General features: G+C 31.4%; 16 protein-coding genes. All 16 read right to left on the reverse strand.

Annotated features, from left to right (window positions below; all coding sequences use genetic code 11):
* Positions 1 to 86: 86 nt before the first annotated feature.
* Positions 87 to 1,163, reverse strand: a complete 1,077-nt coding sequence (locus C3E89_RS06245; RefSeq protein WP_236911605.1) for a FecCD family ABC transporter permease — start codon at positions 1,161 to 1,163, stop codon at positions 87 to 89.
* 3 nt (positions 1,164 to 1,166) lie between these two features.
* Positions 1,167 to 1,691, reverse strand: a complete 525-nt coding sequence (locus tag C3E89_RS06250) for an FmdE family protein (RefSeq protein WP_236911606.1) — start codon at positions 1,689 to 1,691, stop codon at positions 1,167 to 1,169.
* Between the two features lie 344 nt (positions 1,692 to 2,035).
* A complete protein-coding gene (locus C3E89_RS06255) occupies positions 2,036 to 3,043 on the reverse strand; it encodes a DUF5692 family protein (protein ID WP_236911607.1) in 1,008 nt (335 codons plus the stop codon).
* 319 nt (positions 3,044 to 3,362) lie between these two features.
* On the reverse strand, positions 3,363 to 4,616 hold the full coding sequence (locus C3E89_RS06260; protein WP_236911608.1) for an FAD-dependent oxidoreductase: 1,254 nt from the start codon (positions 4,614 to 4,616) through the stop codon (positions 3,363 to 3,365).
* A complete protein-coding gene (locus C3E89_RS06265; RefSeq protein ID WP_236911609.1) occupies positions 4,609 to 5,670 on the reverse strand; it encodes a helix-turn-helix domain-containing protein in 1,062 nt (353 codons plus the stop codon). The genes C3E89_RS06260 and C3E89_RS06265 overlap by 8 nt, the downstream gene beginning before the upstream one ends.
* Positions 5,671 to 5,787: 117 nt before the next feature.
* Positions 5,788 to 6,720, reverse strand: coding sequence for a 1-phosphofructokinase family hexose kinase (locus C3E89_RS06270; RefSeq protein WP_236911610.1), 933 nt, complete (start codon positions 6,718 to 6,720; stop codon positions 5,788 to 5,790).
* A 110-nt stretch (positions 6,721 to 6,830) separates the two neighbouring features.
* Positions 6,831 to 9,614, reverse strand: coding sequence for a UPF0182 family membrane protein (locus tag C3E89_RS06275; protein ID WP_236911611.1), 2,784 nt, complete (start codon positions 9,612 to 9,614; stop codon positions 6,831 to 6,833).
* 53 nt (positions 9,615 to 9,667) lie between these two features.
* Positions 9,668 to 10,714 carry a DmpA family aminopeptidase gene (locus C3E89_RS06280; RefSeq protein ID WP_236911612.1) on the reverse strand — a complete coding sequence of 349 codons (1,047 nt, stop codon included), beginning with the start codon at positions 10,712 to 10,714 and terminating at the stop codon, positions 9,668 to 9,670.
* Positions 10,715 to 10,737: 23 nt separating this feature from the next.
* The gene (locus C3E89_RS06285) at positions 10,738 to 11,199 is read right to left on the reverse strand and encodes a ribonuclease H-like YkuK family protein (protein ID WP_236911613.1); all 462 of its coding nucleotides are present in this window, start codon (positions 11,197 to 11,199) and stop codon (positions 10,738 to 10,740) included.
* Positions 11,200 to 11,371: 172 nt separating this feature from the next.
* On the reverse strand, positions 11,372 to 11,908 hold the full coding sequence (locus tag C3E89_RS06290; protein ID WP_236911614.1) for a DUF6512 family protein: 537 nt from the start codon (positions 11,906 to 11,908) through the stop codon (positions 11,372 to 11,374).
* Between the two features lie 113 nt (positions 11,909 to 12,021).
* Positions 12,022 to 12,903 carry a YitT family protein gene (locus tag C3E89_RS06295; protein ID WP_236911615.1) on the reverse strand — a complete coding sequence of 294 codons (882 nt, stop codon included), beginning with the start codon at positions 12,901 to 12,903 and terminating at the stop codon, positions 12,022 to 12,024.
* Positions 12,904 to 13,120: 217 nt separating this feature from the next.
* Positions 13,121 to 14,080 (reverse strand): ABC transporter ATP-binding protein, encoded by a 960-nt coding sequence (locus C3E89_RS06300; RefSeq protein WP_236911616.1) that lies wholly within the window; start codon positions 14,078 to 14,080, stop codon positions 13,121 to 13,123.
* Positions 14,077 to 15,102 (reverse strand): ABC transporter ATP-binding protein, encoded by a 1,026-nt coding sequence (locus C3E89_RS06305; RefSeq protein ID WP_236911617.1) that lies wholly within the window; start codon positions 15,100 to 15,102, stop codon positions 14,077 to 14,079. Before C3E89_RS06305 ends, C3E89_RS06300 begins: the two co-directional genes overlap by 4 nt.
* A gap of 13 nt (positions 15,103 to 15,115) precedes the next feature.
* Positions 15,116 to 16,036 (reverse strand): ABC transporter permease, encoded by a 921-nt coding sequence (locus C3E89_RS06310; protein ID WP_236911618.1) that lies wholly within the window; start codon positions 16,034 to 16,036, stop codon positions 15,116 to 15,118.
* 15 nt (positions 16,037 to 16,051) lie between these two features.
* Positions 16,052 to 16,987: an ABC transporter permease gene (locus tag C3E89_RS06315; protein WP_236911619.1), complete on the reverse strand. Its 936-nt coding sequence runs from the start codon at positions 16,985 to 16,987 to the stop codon at positions 16,052 to 16,054.
* Between the two features lie 72 nt (positions 16,988 to 17,059).
* Positions 17,060 to 18,736, reverse strand: a complete 1,677-nt coding sequence (locus C3E89_RS06320; RefSeq protein WP_236911620.1) for a peptide ABC transporter substrate-binding protein — start codon at positions 18,734 to 18,736, stop codon at positions 17,060 to 17,062.
* Positions 18,737 to 19,112: the final 376 nt, after the last annotated feature.

Consider the following 19,112-nt stretch of genomic DNA (forward strand, 5'->3'; position numbering starts at 1 on the left):
TTAGAAGGCCTATTAAGTTTACCCTTTTTTAGCTAGAATTGATTGAAATATTTATTAGTGATTTTAAATTTTACTATTGACAATTCTTAGCTGGACTTTATAAGGAAATAAAGAAATAATGGTGCCCCAATAAAAGAAGTTACAGCTCCTACAGGTAAAACTTGTGGGGATAATATTACTCGTGCCAATGTATCAGATATAAGCAATATAAGAGTGCCCATAATTGCCGATGCAGGTATAAGATATCTATTATCATTACCAATTATCTTTCTCGTTATCTGTGGACCAATTAATCCGATAAAGCCTATTATACCTAAAAAAGATACCGTTACAGCAGTAACAATTGATGCCATGAACATTCCACCAAGTCTTATTTTCTCAACATCTACACCTAGACTTTTGGCAGTATCATCACCAGCATCTAAGACATTATAATCCCATCTATGATATATAAAATAAACAATAGATATGAAGACTAAAATGCCCATTATTATGATTTCAATCCAAGAGGCTCTGCTTAAATCACCAAAGGTCCAAAATATAACGGTAGCAACTTTAGTCGTGTCACCAGAAAAATATTGAATAATCATAGTCCCTGCTGAAAAAAGAGAACTTAATGCTGTACCTGCCAAAATAATGCTCTTTGTAGTAAAATGACCTATTTTTGATAGGGAAATAATTAATAGAGTAGATAGTATTGAAAAAAACATTGCACATAGTGTAACAACATAGGGATTATTAATCTGAACCTCTCCTAACCCAGTGCTTGCTATAGTTCCCGCTCCCAATAAAAGGATTGCAACATTAGCTCCAAAAGCAGCTGCATTTGATACTCCAAGGGTAGAAGGCGATGCTAAAGGATTCCTTAAATTATTTTGCATAATACATCCTGCTACTGACAATCCTATACCTGCTAATATCCCTGATACTACCCTTGGCATACGAATATTTCTTACAATAGAAATTGATTTGGTATCTCCCGATCCTAATATAGCTAAAATTACATCTCTTGGACTAATATTGGATGCACCAGCATTTATAGCCCAGAAAAATGTTGCAATTGCTAAAATAAATAAAACAATAATAGTTAACTTTTTCCTAATTATATATTCTTTGTATCTGTGATTTTGAAAAGATACTTTTCTGCTTTTATTAGCATCCATAAACTACCAACCTCTTGAGTATTCTTTATAACAATCTAAACAAACCTTCTTACCTTCTTGCAGGCGTATTTTATTTTCTGATGCTCCCTCACCACATACTTCACAAATAACTGTATTAAATCTTTTTGCCTTTTCTGGTATTTCTACAGTAACCCATTCCATCTTAAATAGGTCCTCTGCTGGTGCTTTTAAAATATAATCTTGTCTTTCCTCTCTATCCGTTTTCATTTCGTTATATTTTAATATTAATCTAAAAGCCTCACCTTTCTTTCTATTTATAAATGTAAAAGCCATCTTCCCAGTACCTTTTAAAATCAAATTCCCTTTTCCCAGGGTACAGCCAGTTATAAATTGAACTGCATCTACACCACAGGCATCATTTTCCGTTATGCATACTATTTCTTCATCTTGTGAAAAATTTAATTCCATTTTCTCCTTTGCTATTTGTGATGCTCTAAACCCAATAGCTAATCCCGGACATTCATGTCCATGAAATTCTACACATTTATTCCATAACTCTTTATTCACTTTTCTCCTCCTTAGTCATTAAATCTAGTTAAGGGAATTAATTAGGGATTGTTATCATTTTATCAATTTAATTGTAGCCAAAATAAAAAATGCTGTCAAACTTCACAAACGTTGACTATTCAACATTTTCATTGATTTCATTTCATGCTCAGTTTACATTATAAAATAACTTTATTGCTTAATTAATGCATTTATAAAGCCATATCATTATTTTTGCGTTAACTTTGCTTGAATGTAAAATATTATCAAAATATATTGAAATATTCTATATCTAAAAAAGGATTTATCTGGAATAAAACGCCCCTTACCAAATAATATATTTAGTAAGGGGTAGGATGTGTTTGCTAAGATGAAACCGTAGTATCAAGTATTGAAGGTTGCCCAAGAGCTTTTATATTTTTGTGTCCAGATAAGTCTGTATATAGTTCTCCAAGGTATGGATTTCTCTTTGTAGTTTTAATTTTATAGATCATATATGCAAATACAGCTATATTAGCAATTAATGCTATAAAACTCACAGCAAAATATATATTTGGATTATATGTAGACATTACCTGGTATTTCCCTTGATCTTGGAATTTTGGGAATGTTTGAGCAAACATGCACCAAATAGCCAAAGTATGGGCCCTATGTTGTAGCCATGCACCTTTTCCTAATGTAAAGGCACAAAGAGTTGGTGCCAATAATAATGCAAAACCACAGTACCATGAATGGCCAGGTAAACAATTATATGTGTAAGCGAAATTCCATAGGTCATAAGCAATTATCCAAAACCATAACATATCTGGCCATAACATATCCATGCTTTTATCTTTTTCCGTTTTTTTTCTAATAACAATTCCAAACCATCCAGTAATAGTTATAGTATTTAATATACCTGCAATACCATTCATATAATTCCATGGACCGCTCATCATAATTTCGCCTTCAAACAACTCTTTCATAAGTCCAAGGCTACCGATTTGAAAATCACGAGTTACTGCTTCAAGAATATTAATAGCAAGGATTAGTGCAGGGAAGAATAGTGCTAGCTTTTTTTCAGAAAGACACCATTGAACTTTTCCTGTTACTTTATCTTTTTTCTTATAATGCCTTATAAACCAAAATCCAATACAACCTGCAGTCGAAGAATAGACTTTTGCGAGATGAAACCAATCGGTATAAGTTTTTTCCTTCAGTACTGTAAACCAAAGAATCGTTAGGAATGCTGGTAAAACTATAAATGATATAAAAGCACCTATCTTTGACCGCCTAGAAAACTCATTAAATATAAATAAGGCAGCAAAAACTATAAACCACATTCCCCAAGCTGAAAATAAAGTTGCACCCTCAGCATAATTAAATGTGAACATTTATAATCCCCCTTTAAAGCATATTACCATTTTTATTTGCATGTTAAGATAATATAACCTTATAATATATGAAACTTTTCACCTCCTTTAGAGATTGTTACTGTTTTATCAATATTATTGTATCTAGCTTAGAAAAAGTTGTCAAAATTTACAGCCATTGATATATCAATGGCTGTAGAGTTTTTATCTTAAGTTATATTTACATTTATAATATTCAAATATTAGTTATTTACTTATACTTTTAAAATTATTTTTCACTATTTTTGTTAAATAAACTCCAGTGTAAATTTGTTATCATAATTTACTGAATTCTATTACTCTAGAAAAATTCTTCTAATAGATATTCTGAATATTGGATACAATTCTCTATTGAAAGTCCACTCATAATTTCTCCTGCTAAAAATATATTATTTTCCCCTTGTACAGCATCCATTTTTTGATAAAAGCCTTGCGCCAAAACATTAGTATCTACATAAGGACAATGTCTCCAACTTTTAGCTTGATATAACCTTGGATTTTTTACTCCCAATCTAAATAAATCATCCTTTATGTAATCTAGGGGTAATAACTTTGAGCTATTAGGTGGATTGTATGCGTAAAGAATTACCATGCCCTCATCATTTTGTACATTCCATCTGGAATCCCATATGGTAATATGTCCTCGTCTTTTATGAGATAAGTTCTCCAGTATACAACCACAGCCTTTAGGAACATTATCCACAACAAAAGCATATACATTAAAATGTTGATACTTTATGCTATTTAAATATCCCTTCATCTCTTCATCCCAAAAATATAAATCACAAAATTGCTCCAAAGGGGCTGTAATAATAACTTTATGGAATTCAATCTCTTCAAAGGGAGTACTAATCCACAAAGATCCTTTAGTAGACAATCTTATATCTTCGACCCTTTGTCCTAGTCTAACATCCTTAATTCTATTTCCTAAACTTTCCGCCAATACAGAAACTCCTCGTTTCCACGTATAAAACTGTGGAATATTCATAAAACACATTAAATGATTATAATTCATAATTTTAAGCACATAAAGGGCAGGAACCTCATCGATATTTCCTAAGCCAAAAATAGTAAAATAATGAATATAGACGGTTTTTAAAACTTTAAAAGCATGTATATCACACCATTTTGAAAAAGGTTCCATAAGGATAGTTTCTATATCTTTAATATTTGCATTTGATAAAGATTCATACGTATCCAATACTTTGGGCAATCGTTCTATTTCTTCTAGAAACCCTTCTAAATCTTCTTTCGGAATAGGCATAATCTTCTCACCTTCAGCATTATAATTAGTACGAGACAGTTTGGGACCATCTGCTATAATATTTAATCTATCCATTAATGCTTTAAGACTAGAATAAGAAGGTAGACCAAAAATTGCCCCTAATTCGTAGGATTTTCCTTCATACCAAATAGTATATAATTTACCTCCTAGACGTACATTCTCTTCAAAAAGGGTAACATTATTATATCCTTTCCTTTCGAGACCTTCAGCTATAACTAAGCCAGAAAGTCCTCCCCCTACAACTGCAATCTTACAATCTTTTTTATTCATGATTAACACCTCGTCTTGGAGAGTTTATCAACGCTAAAAGCCAAAGTGGTAGTGTATTTAAATCCGTACCATTTTCTATTGCTCTATTAAGAACTGCTTCTGCTGGTGTTTTCCCTGCATTTGGCCCTTCAGATAATGTGTTTGTAAAATTATACTCTCTTACAAAATTACTAATTGCATTTTCTACCTTTATAAAAGAGTCAAGTTTTTTATTAAAAGGAATCTTATTGTAAAACTCTGTAACTAGATATTTATTAAATTTCCTTATGCCATCAAATAAATCTATTCCTTTAGAAGAAATAAACATATGATTAATATTATATCCTTGAATAATTTCATTATATTTATCACCCTTTACAAAACATGGTAAAAACTCCCTTTCCTTTTCGGTAACAAGATTTTCAATACTCAAATTAAAGGTTTCCAATAGATAGATTAATTTTAATTCAAAATAACGCCAAATATCTATATCCTGTTTTCTATTATATATTTTTACCTCTCCCCATTTTGAATTGGTATCATAAAAGCAATACTGATATATCCTACCAATTCCATCAAAGGTACCTACTAAATCTATTCGCTGAAGTACTAAATAACCTGGGTAAGAATCTGAAAGATTGATAAAATTGGGTATCCTGTCTACATTGCTATTGGTGTCCCTATGTATTAATCTGTTCTGGGAAAACTTTTCTCGCTGATTCCTCTTAGTAAGGTTGTTTCGTTTCAATACATTATAAATCCCCGTTTCTCCTAAATTGATGCCTTCAGCCTTCAATTCATAATAAATCCTTCTCGGACCATCTTCGGGATATTTTATAACATAGGATAGTATCTCTCGTTCAATAGCCTTACTAACCCTATTTGGCATTTTTGGTTTTTTGGATTTCTTATTTTCTAGACCAGCAATACCATACTTATGGTAAGCGGTTTGCCAATTATAATATGTAGTTCTAGAAATTCCAAATAGTTCACATGTTTTTGTAATATTCTTTCCTTTTAAAGCATGCTGTAGGATTCTATACTTGGTATATGCATTAAATCCTTGGGATTCCATAATAATATATCCACCCCTTTAGATTATTGTGTACACCCTAGAAAAGTCCAAAAGCTTTACTAGAATAATCAAAAGATCCAAGAAAACGGTAGATACATAATCTAGATCTTTACTACATCAAAACTTGGATTTTGTAATTACTATATTATTCATTATTTTCTTCATATTATGCATATCTACCTTTCCCGGTTCAGTTTCCATTACATTAGCCGTTCCACAAGCGGCAGCTACTTTTAAAGCAAATTCAAAATCATAATCCCTGATTAAAGATGCAATAAACCCTCCCACCATGGAGTCTCCAGCTCCTATAGAACTAATTGCATCGACTTGAGGCACTCTTATCCTGTATATGTATCCATTATGAAAAACCATGGAGCCTCTTTCACCTAAAGAAACCATTACTATTTGGATACCATCTTCCGATAGGAATTTTCCAGCTTGGATAATTTCCAAATCCGATTCAAGGGAACAGCCTAAATAATATTCTAGTTCTTCTTTATTAGGTTTAACAAAAAAAGGTAACGCCCTAATTCCTAACTTTAAAGCTTCTCCACCAGTATCCAAGAAAAACTTTTTATTATATTCCTCTGCTATAATTATTAAATCTCTATAGATTTCATCCGGTAATCCAAAAGGCAGGTCACCTGAGCCACAGACTATATCCACCTCAGTAATCAGTTCTTTATATAGTTCATAAAATTGTATAAATTCATCTGTAGATATGGAAGTTCCGTCTTCAATAATCTCAATATAATTATCACCTTCCCCTAATATTCTAATAACGCTACTAGTTTCCTTTTTAATAGGGATAAATCTATGCTTAATTCCCATTTTATCTAGTTCTTTTTCAATATATGTATGCCCTTCACTACCTATAAAACCGGCTATAATAACCTCTTCGTTAAATTCCCTTAAAACTTTTGCAACATTTATACCTTTCCCTCCAACAGTATATTGATAATCTCTAACCTTATAGGATTTGTCTGTTTTTAATTCCTTCACATTATAGATTCTATCAATGGAAGGGTTTAAAGTTATAACAAGGACCAAAACCATCACCCTTTTTTCTACATTATAACATATTTATCTACTATTTACCCTATATCAGCTCCTCCTATCACAATAATGTAGAAAATTTGTGGTAATCAAAAATAGACCTTCTAATTAGAAGATCTATTTAATCGATTTAATACTTTCTCTAATTCATCTATATATTTTCCATAATCAGCCCAGTTCCCATTTTGAGACGCTTTTTTTGCATTGGTAAATAGTTCATTGGCTTTTTTAATTAGTTCTATTGTCTCTTCATCAGCTATTTCAGGTGGGCTTTCTCCCTCTCCTAGTTCCTCTTCAGGTCTAGATTCGATATTTGTTTCTGATGTCCCAAATATCATCATTAATCCTTCATCCAAGCTTTTACTCATTACCATTTCATCTTTAAAAGCTACTATGACCCTTTTCATCTCAGGAAGGCTATTTTCATTATCTGCCTGTAAATATATAGGCTCTACATATAATAGAGAATTTTCTATAGGCACAATTATTACATTTCCTCTTAATACTCTAGATCCTTGTTGGCTCCATAAAGTTAGCTGTTCAGATATATCCGTGTTCTGGTCTATTCTCGACTCTATCATTAATGGGCCATCTATTGTTTTCCCTTTAGGGAATTTATAGATAAATAATTTTCCATAATGTTCACCATCATTCCTAGCCACCAATAAGGAGGACATATTTGGTTTAGTCTTAGGTGTATATGGTATGGTTAAAAGGAATTCAACATCATCTCCTTCTGGTAATTTAAATACCAAATAGGTAGGTTCTACTGATTGTACCGACTCCATATATTTTTCATTGGCAATATCCCATAAATCCTCTTCATTATAGAATACCATAGGGTTATTAACATGGTAAGTTTTATACATTTGAGCCTGAATATTAAATAATGTAGTAGGATATTTTACATGGTCCATTAACCCTGAAGGCATTTCAGTTTTATCTAAAAATACATCAGGAAATATTTTTTTATAAGTCTGTATCAATGGATCCCTTTCATCAAATACATAATATTTTACTGTACCATTATAAGCATCAACCACTACCTTAACTGAGTTTCTTATATAATTTAAATTTATTTCTTCAGAAAAAGGTTTTGAATAAGGATATTTATCACTTACAGTATAACCATCTATAATCCAATATAGTCTACCATCATCTTGGTTCAACACTATATATGGATTATCATCATATTCAATAAAAGGTGCAATCTTCCTTATTCTCTCGTTTATATTTCTATACATAATAATCCTACTGTCAGAATTAACATTACTAGATATTAATATTTTTATACTTTTATTTTTTATTGCATATAGTAGTCGATTTATACCCTTAAGCTCTACTCCAGCCTCTCCCTCATACATGGTCTCCTTATTATCCGACCCTTCTGGATAGTCGAATTCCATTTCATCAGTATTAACTATTATATAATCATTGGTAGATTCGCCAAAATAGATTTCAGGCTTTCTAATTTCAAAATCTACATCAGTAGTAGGTGGAATATTTTTTACTAGTAATTCAGGTTGACCATTTTCTGTTACTGCATTTACTGGAGATAAAGCAATGCCATATCCATGAGTATACTTCAAATGCTTATTAATCCAGGTTTTAGTTTGAAGATTTCTTTGATCTAATTCCCTGGCAGCTAAAAAAACTTGAGTATACTTCCCATCTATATAATACCTGTCAATATCCACGCTATTAAAAGAATAATATAGCCTCATAGCTTGCAACTGGTTATATACTTGAGTTATAGGTCTATAATCGTTTATTCTAATATTGTTTATTATATCTTCATTTTCAACTAAATCTTCTTTAGTTAAATCTTGATCTACAGGAAATTCCTTTTCCTCTACCATATTTAAACCATATGCCTTTTGTGTAAAATCTATATTATATTCTAAGTATTTCCGTTCCTTCGATATCTCATTGGGCTCTACAATGAACCTTTGAACAAGTCCACTTCCTAAATTTCCTATAATGGAAATAGTAATAAGAAGTAAAGGTCCTATAATGACTTTTTTAATGCTTTTTTTCCTAATTCCATTTAAAAATATTAAGGCTGAAACTATTGCAACTACGGCCATACCCCTATAAACCCATAGCATTATATTTACATCAGTATAGCTAGCTCCAAAAGCAACGCCTCTTGGAGAATAGAGTAATTCATAGGTATTGATAATATAATTAATACCAATAACCACAAATACTATAGAACCAAGGATTCCTATTTGGAATAAAGCATTTTTAATAATTTTCTTATTAAAGAAATTATTAATACCCTTTCCTACTGGTCTACCATCAATATTAAATACATTTTGATTTTCATAAGGATCTTCAGATGATTTCCTAAATGTAAATAAAAATGCATATAGAGCAATAGCCAATATAATTAACATCAATAATATTAAAATAACTAAATCAATTATATCCTTAATTAAGGGCAAACTAAAAATATAAAAGGATAGATCTTTATTAAATATAGGATCTGTTACATTGAAATCTGTTCTATTAATAATTTGGAGTATATTAAACCATAGATTCCCTGCAAATATACTAGAAGCAAATAATGATATTAAAGCAGATGCCAATCCAAATGCTATATTAAGCCGTTTTTCTCCTTTTTCAGGTGAATTTATTTTAAATTCTTTATAATAGGATTTTTTAATATACATCAAATAAAAATATATTATCCCAAACAATATTATAAAAGTAGGTATCCCTATTTTAAATTGGGTAAAAACTCTTGTTAAAAATGATTTAGTATATCCTAAATCTTGAAACCATTGATAATCGGTAATGAAATCTATTATTGTTGAAAAAGAATTTACAATAAATAATATGAATATAATAATTATTGCTATCAAATAACCCCTTCTTTTATTCAAAAAAACACTCCTTCCCCTACAGAACAATACTATAGACTTAAAATATTACATATTCACATGTAATTTATATATTCTTTCAAGCTATACCTTGTCCTTCCCTTAAAACCTAGAACAGTATCTGCAGCTATCATTGAATTCAAAACTGCCTCTTCTTCACATTCAGCCACAGCTCTAAATACAAGATCTAGTTTGTCTTCATTTAAAATATCAATATTCAATATATTTTCTTCATAATCATGTTTAATGGTGTTTCCAGTAGAAAAAGCAATAGTTATTTCCCCGCTACCATGTCCTATATAAGAACCTAATCTTGCTAATCCCACACCTGTCCTTTTACAAATTCTTTTTAATTGTCTACTACTAAGGGGAAGATCAGTGGCTATTATAGAGATTATTGAGCCTTTATCGGTCTGATCCTCCACCTCTATTTCTTTGGCTATTCTATTACCGATATTTTTACCTCCAATAGTTAAATCCTTTATTAACCCATGGTTAGATTGAACTAAAACTCCAATAGTATACTTTTTTTCATCTAATTCTAATATTCGTGATGCTGATCCAATACCACCTTTAAGCTGATGGCAACTCATACCTTTCCCAGCCCCTATATCTCCTTCTTCAAAATCTACTTTGGCATTTCTAATGGCCTCATGAACATGGGTCTTCTTTACTGCTCTTAAACTTATATCATTTAAATAGCTATCATTACATTCACATATAACTGGATTAAAAGTGGTTAATTCTAAGTTTTCTTTTCTACATTCTTCTATCATATATTCTACAACTGCATCATGAACTAATCCTACATTTAAAGTATTGGTTAAAGCTATTATAGATTCTAAAGTTCCCAGTTCTTCAATCTGGACTAAACCTGTAGTTTTACCATAACCATTTAACACATAAGATGCAGCTAAAAATTTATTTCTATAGATATTATCTTCCCTAGGAAGTATTATAGTTACACCTGTTTTACTATCTTTAGTATCGACGGTTGCATGACCAACTTTGACCCCTTTTACATCTGTAATTTTATTGAGTGTTCCCTTTTCGAGTTCACCTATTTTAATACCATAATCAGATATCCTCTTTTGTTTTACCATTCATATCCCCCTTTGAAATATATTTATTTTGTATATTTATCCGCTATTGATGAAGCAGCATAAGAATTTGGCTTTGTTTCACATCCAAATCCACAGGCTTTTATCCATCCTACTATTTCTGGTATTAGTTTGGATGTTTGTCCCTTTTTACCTGCATCTACATGAATATTGATCCCAAAATCTATACCTTCACATTGTAATGTCTCTGATAGCTTAGTTGCTATATCTAAGCTAGTACTTGTTTCAAAAAAAAGTTTTTGGCTTATATTGGTTATTTTTTTAACAGTTTTAATATCATAAAAAAATATGCCACCACTACCTATTCTATGGACAGCTACTACAATGACGGTTTTAGTATAGTCAAAGTTCTGGCTGTCCGTACCTACAGATATATTATATGCACTTTGGGGTGACTTTTCTATAAATTCTTTAATTATTGATATCATTTTTTCATAACTTATCTTACCATAAGTTGGGCTATACATTATTTCCCTTCTTTCAAGTAATATTAAGTTCTTATCTTATAATTATTGTATCCAAAATTTCTTAAGATTCTAATGTAAATTATGTATACATTATATCATAATAAAAATTTAAATAAATCTAATTGTATGCCCAATCTTTAAGCCATGATTTGAAAAACCGACATTAAGTTTACTATTCTATACCATATATTCCTTTACCTGGGTCCTTGAAAATATCTAAATGAGGGGTCTTAAAAGTAAAAAATATAAAAGCTGCTCCAATTAGAATAAATATTAGAAACCCAACTCCGTTTAAAAAGTTATTTAGATTCCTTTTCATTAGTTTAAAGCTTATATACTGGCATAATATAGCTCCTACTATAAAAGAGCCAATATCTATAATTAATATATGTCTTTTCATAGTAGTAGTATATGAATAAAAGACTATTATAATTAACAAACTCATAGCCAGAATACCTGAAGTTTTAGCTATAAAGAAACTATTAGTATATTTTCTAACAAACCAGTATTCAATTAACATGAAAAATAACAAGGGCCAATAACCTAGTTTTAAATGTTCCCAGAGGCTCTCATTTACTGGGCTAAACATAGCTATTACTCTAGATTTATTCGACCAATCATAAACAAAATGTAAAATTGAACCAACTATAATAATCCAAAATGTGCCAGCAACTTCCCATTTCTTTAACTTATCATAATCCAAGTACATAATAAACACCTCCTATAATAAAGTGTCCATTATTTGCTTAATATATTTATCCATAATAAAAACACCTTCAATATAAAAGGTGTTAAAAAATTGTTGTTCACTTGTTATAACAATCATATACCTACATTTTTAAATCCACTTCCTTTTACCTCTACTACATCATTTATAGTAAAGAAAGCAGATGGATCTATTTCCTCCACTATATTTTTTAATGTTGCTGTCTCTCTAGAAGTTACAATACAATATATAACTTTTTTGTCTTCATTTGTATATCCACCTATTCCTTCTAGAAAGGTGACCCCTCTGTGTAATTTTGTGATTATAGCCTGGGCTAGTTCTTCCGATTTTTCTGATACTATTATAATATTTTTCTTTACATTAAATCCAGTTTGAACCTTATCCAATATCTTATATCCTATATACATAGCCATCAATGTATACATGGCAGATTTATATCCGAATAGTAACGATGAAAGAGATATAATTACCGTGTTTACTGCCATTAATCCAGAGCCAATATTTATATTGTATTTTTTCCTTAAAATTGCTGCTATTATATCAAAACCTCCTTGGGAGACCCTATTTCTAAACATAAGTCCCATACCAATTCCATTGAATACTCCTCCAAATACTGAAGCCAATAATATATCATCTATTATGAAATACTTACCAATTCCATTGGTAATAGTCAGCAAAAATGACAAGACAAGCATAGATATAAATCCATATATAGCAAATTCTCTATCAATCATTTTAGAACCTATAACAAATATAGGAATGTTTATCAAAAATACAGAAATACCAGCTGGAAGAGCAGTCAGATATTGTATTATTATCGCAAGTCCACCAACACCACCACTCAAAAGTTTATTAGGTATAAAAAATACATTAAAGGCTATAGAACAAAGAAAATTTCCTATTATAATAAATACCAGTTTTTGTAATAGTTCTTTAATATCTTTAGATTTTAAACTCTGTGTAAACTTTTTAGTCATTTTTATCTCCTTTACATATGATATTATATCATTATTTAGGTATTATATTCTTATAATAACATTTTTTTAGTATATTGTATAAACAAAAAATGAGCTTAAGCTCACCTTTTAATCCCTATATGTTTAATTAACCTATTCTATATTTCTATAAGTAAAAATGCACAATTCACAATTGTCCAGGTGATTGTGCATTGTGCATCATGTATTGATTGCTGTACTATTCATATAAATGACAAGCCACAAAATGGTCTTTTTCTATCTTTTTTAGTTTTGGAACTACATCTTTACAAATATCCTTAGCATATCTACACCTTGTCCTAAATTTACATCCAGAAGGTGTATTTATAGGACTTGGCACTTCTCCATCTAGCTTAATAACTTCCTTATTATCTTCCACATCTGGATCAGGAACAGGAATTGCTGATATTAAGGCTTGAGTATATGGATGAAGAGGTTTAGAATATAGTTTTTCATTTGGTGCCCTCTCAACCATTGAACCAAGATACATTACACCTATTGTATCTGAAATATGCTTTACCATAGATAAATCGTGTGATATAAACAAATATGTTAATCCCATTTCCCTTTGTAATCTAATCAACAAATTGACAATTTGTGCCTGAATAGATACATCTAGAGCAGATATAGGTTCATCACACATTATAAAATCCGGCTCTACTGCCAAAGCTCTAGCTATACCAATTCTTTGTCTCTGACCACCAGAAAGCTCATGAGCAAATCTGGAGCCATGTTCATGATTTAGTCCAACAATACTTAAAAGCTTATTTATTTTTTCTCTTCTTTCAGCTTTGCTATAATTAAAATGGACATCCATACCTTCTCCTATAATTTCACCTACAGTCATCCTAGGGTCTAGAGAAGCATATGGGTCCTGAAATATTATCTGAGCTCTTTTTTTAAATTTTAATTTTTCTTTACCAGATAAAGATTGAACATCTAGCCCATCAAAAATTATTTTCCCTTCCGTAGGCTTATATAGACCTACTACAGTTCTTCCACAAGTTGTTTTACCACAACCAGACTCACCAACTAGTCCAAAGGTTTCTCCCCTTTTAATATTAAAGGTTACATCATCTACCGCCTTTAACGTCTTATTTTTGCCTACTGGAAAATATTTTTTCAAACCTACAATCTCTACTAGATTTTCCTTTTTCATTTCCTTTCACCTCCTGATTCTACTGGCCTATTAACTTTAGGTGCATTAGAATGTTGAAGCCAACAGTTCAATTTATGTGTATCAGAAAGGCATGTTTCTTCTGGTGCTTTTTCTAAACATATTTCCATAGCATACTCGCATCTAGAAGCAAAAGGACATCCCTTTAATGGTAATATTAAATCAGGTGGTGTGCCTTTTAGAGTATAAAGCTCCTCTTTGCTTTTAGTACCTAAACGTGGAACAGAACGTAAAAGAGCCCATGTATATGGATGCATGCTATTATAAAATATTTCATCTCTAGTTCCTCTTTCTACTACTTGTCCTGCATACATAACCTGTACTTTATCAGCAAAGTTTGCAACTACACCTAAATCATGAGTTACTAATATTATTGCAGTATTAAACTTAGCCTTTAACTCATTTAATAAATCCATTATTTGAGCCTGTATAGTAACATCAAGGGCAGTTGTGGGCTCATCAGCTATTAATATCTTTGGATTACAAGATAAAGCTATTGCTATCATTACCCTTTGTCTCATTCCCCCAGAAAGCTGATGAGGATACGATTCTATCCTATCTCTAGCATTGGGAATATTTACAGTCTCCAGCAACTTTATAGCTTCCTCTTTCGCCTCTTCTCTTTTTAAACCTTTATGAATTTTCAATGCCTCCATTATCTGCTTACCTATGGTCATTGTTGGGTTTAAAGAAGTCATAGGGTCCTGAAATATCATACTTACATCTTCTCCCCTATAGGACATAAGCCTTTTTTTAGGCATTTTAACTACATCTTCTTTTCCATTATATATTATCTGAGAACCTTCCTTTATCTCTGCAGGAGGCTCCTTTAATAATTTCATTATTGATTTGGCTGTTACTGTTTTCCCACATCCAGATTCTCCTACTATTGCTAATGATTCACCTTTATTTAAATCGAAGCTTACCCCTCTAACAGCTTTTACTTCACCTGCGTATGTGTGGAACGAAACATGCAAGTTTTTAACTTCGAGTACTTTTTCCATACTTTTTCCCTCCTTATTGACGTAATCTTGGGTCTAGTGCGTCTCTAAGACCGTCTCCTAAAAGTGTAAATGATAACATGGTTAATGCAATCATCAATCCTGGGAAAAACAACTGATAGGGGTAAAATATAAAATGTTGCTGTGCTGCTGATGCTAATGCTCCCCAAGAAGTGCTTGGAGGTTGAACTCCAAGTCCTATATAGGACAAGAATGATTCGGAGAAAATATATCCTGGAATATCAAAACTAATGGATACTATTAAAACATTTAATACATTAGGAATTAAATGCTTAGTGATTATCTTTGATGGTCTCACTCCCAATGCTTCCGCCGCTAATATATACTCCTGGGACTTAATTTGTAGCATCTGACCTCTAACCATACGAGCAGTATTGCACCAGCCAGTTATGGTTAAGGCAATAATCATTGAACCTAAGCTTTTAGAATCTGTTACGATTGAAACAAGTATTACAACTAATAAATAAGGAATACTATAAAGTATTTCCACTATTCTCATCATTATAGTATCGACTTTTCCACCAAAATAAGCTGCAATTCCACCATATATGGTCCCTACTATAGCAGATATAAAAGCGCCTAGAATACCGATTACTATAGATACTCTACCAGCTTGCCATACCCTAGCAAACAAATCCCTTCCTAATTCATCTGTACCAAACCAATGTTCACTATTAGGAGATTGGTTTTTACTTACTGGGTCTACCTCTTCATAGGCATAACCGCTTATACCTGGTCCTATTATAGTCATTACAATTATTATAGTTAAAATAATTAATGATAATATAGCTACCTTATTGGATTTCAACCTCCTCCAGGCATCTTGCCAATAGCCTATCTGTGGTCTAGCCATTTTTTCTGATTCTTGAGAATCTATATTAACTTTTTTGAATTTATCTTTGGAAATTGATTCCATGGTCAAACCTCCCATCTATTGGTCCTTATTAGAAACCCTAATTCTAGGGTCTACTATTCCATATAATATATCTGTCAATAACTGAGCTACTACGAATATGGCAGCATAAAAGATGGTTGTTCCAATGATCATAGTATAATCTCTATCATTGATAGAAGTTATATAATATGATCCAAGACCTGGTATACCAAATATTCGTTCTATTACAAATGAACCTGTAAAAATACCAGCTATTTGTGGTCCTAATATGGTAATAGCAGGCAATATAGCATTTCTAAGAACATGTTTTACTATTAAACTAAAGGTCCCAACTCCCTTTGCTTGAGCAGTAAGTATATAGTCTTGATTGATTACTTCCAAAACATTAGATCTCATATATCTAGCATAGGTAGCTATTGAACTAAATGCTAAAGCAATAGTGGGTAGAATAGTATGTTCAAACTTACCCCATCCAGTAGTAGGTAGTACTTTCAATTTAACAGTAAATGTATATTGTAATAATGCTGCTATAATAAATGCAGGGACTGTTACTCCCAAAATAGCTATGAACATAACCAGATAATCTGGCCACTTATTTCTAAATAAGGCAGCAATTACACCTAAAGTGATACCAATTGTAATCCCCAACAAAATAGCTTGCAACCCGATTCTACCTGAAATTTTAGAATTATTTAATACAGTCTCTGTAACTGATCTACCAGGATATCTTAAAGATTCTCCTAAGCTTCCTTCTGTAACTAAATTCTTTATAAACTTCCCATACTGAGTAGTAACAGGTTGATCTAATCCATACTTTTTATAATAATTTTCTTTAACTTGCTCTGGCAAATTTTTAGCCATGTGAGCTAATGGGTCTCCAGGTATACTATGCATTAGGAAAAAAGTTATGGTAGTAATTATAAATAGTGTTAAGAACATATAGCCTATTCTTTTAAGTATATATCTACCCATTATAATTCTCCTTTCTCGATTTTAAATAATAGGAGTTTGTAATCAGATTACAAACTCCTATTCTGTTTAAAATTACCTTCCTTGAGTAAATCCGTATTTATATCCTTGTGTACCGAAATCAGTAACTCCAACTTTATTAACATATTTATATCTAAATATATTTGATTTTGCATATACCACTGGAGCTATTGGTGATTCATCTAATAATATTTTTTCTGCTTCTTCGTAGTACTCTAAACGTTTTGCATGATCTAACTCTTGGTCTGCCAATGCTATTAATTCATCATATCTGTCATTTGCCCAACCAGTTTTTATAGCAGTAGAATCAGATGCTAATAAAGTCATCATAGTTGCAGGGTCATTAAAATCGCCTGTCCATGCCATATATCCTATTTGGAAATCACCTTTATTTACATTTGAATCGAATATCGGCCATTCTAACTGTTCTATCTTTATATTAATTCCAAGGCTTTTCTTATACATTTGTTGTAAATATTCACCAAGAGTTCTAAACCATTGGTCTGTTCCACCAAGGGATAGAGTTATATCTAAGTTCTCTAAATTGGTATCCATACCTAGTTCTTCTAAACCTTTAATCAATAGTTCCTTTGGATCTGAATTTTCTTTAGCTATTGCTTTTAAAGGCTCTTCTGACATTCCTCTATATTCATCTTCACCAATTAACATACTTGGTGGTACCCAACCATATGCTGGAACATGAACTCCGTTAAATATTACATCTGTTATCTCTTCTCTATTAATACCTAATGAAAATGCTTTTCTAATATTAGCATTTTGGAATAACTCATCTTCCGTATTAAAGAATACATAGTTTACCGCAGGCTTAACTACTTCAATATGATTTAAATTTTCATCTTCTTTAAATCTCTTTAACCAGTCAGGATCATTAACACCTGCTTGATCTATAGAACCATTTGATAAAGAATTATAAAGTGCATTCTTGTCCTGAATTATCTTTAGATTCACCGTTTCCATTTGTACTGAATTTACATCCCAGTACTCCGGATTCTTTGTTAATACAAGTTCACTATTGTGTACCCATTGAGATAAAACATATGGTCCATTATATATTAAGTTTTCAGGTTCTGTACCAAAAGTATCTCCAAATTGTTCCACTATATCTTTTCTTTGTGGGAACATTACCCTTTGATAAGTTAGCTGATCAAAGTATGGAGTTGGATGTTCAAGAGTTATCTCTAAAGTTTTTTCATCAATAGCCTTAACTCCAAGTTCTTCAACAGAAAGTTCTCCACTCATTATCTTGTCAGCATTTTTTATTGGGCTTAAAAGGAAAGCATAAGGTGAAGCTGTATTTGGGTCTATACTTCTTTTAATCCCATATTCATAATCCGCAGCAGTTACCACTTGTCCATCTGACCATTTATTATCTCTTAGTTTAAAAGTCCAAACTAATCCATCTTCACTAACTTCCCAGTCCTCTGCACCAGCAGGTACTAATTCAGTATTTTGATTCTCGTCTTCTTCCAATCTTGTCAATGGCTCCATAACATTTATAAGTACTTGTTGTGAATACATGTCTGAGCCCTTAGAAGGATCCATAGTACTTGGTTCTGCATCTAATACAAAATTTAAGTACTGTTGGCTGTCAATTCCTTCTGCCGTCTGACCTCCATTAGATTCCTGGCCATCATCATTTCCGCATCCTACTAATGCTGTTACCATTAGTGCTAGGATTAAAAATAACGATAGTTGCTTTTTAATTTTCATCATAATCCCTCCTAATTTTTTGTTAAAATTATGACTTATTGTATTGAAAAAATTTAATACAACCAATAGAAAAAATATTTTAATTATTTATCCGATTGAATATAAGTATAAAATATTTTCTAACATTAGTCAATTATTTTCTAACATACTTTCTGGCTTGTTTTAAAGCTCATTGTTGAAATTACCAGCTTTATTAGAATTTAGTCTTTGTAAAGTAGCAATAGTTCAAATTTTTTTATTTGTTGAACATTTCCTATGTTATATGTTAAAATCATTTAAAAGTCCAGCTAAGAATTGTCAATAGTAAAATTTAAAATCACTAATAAATATTTCAATCAATTCTAGCTAAAAAAGGGTAAACTTAATAGGCCTTCTA

Origin of the sequence: Clostridium sp. Cult1 (genome assembly GCF_021655095.1) — a bacterium.
GTDB lineage: Bacteria > Bacillota > Clostridia > Tissierellales > Tepidimicrobiaceae > Schnuerera.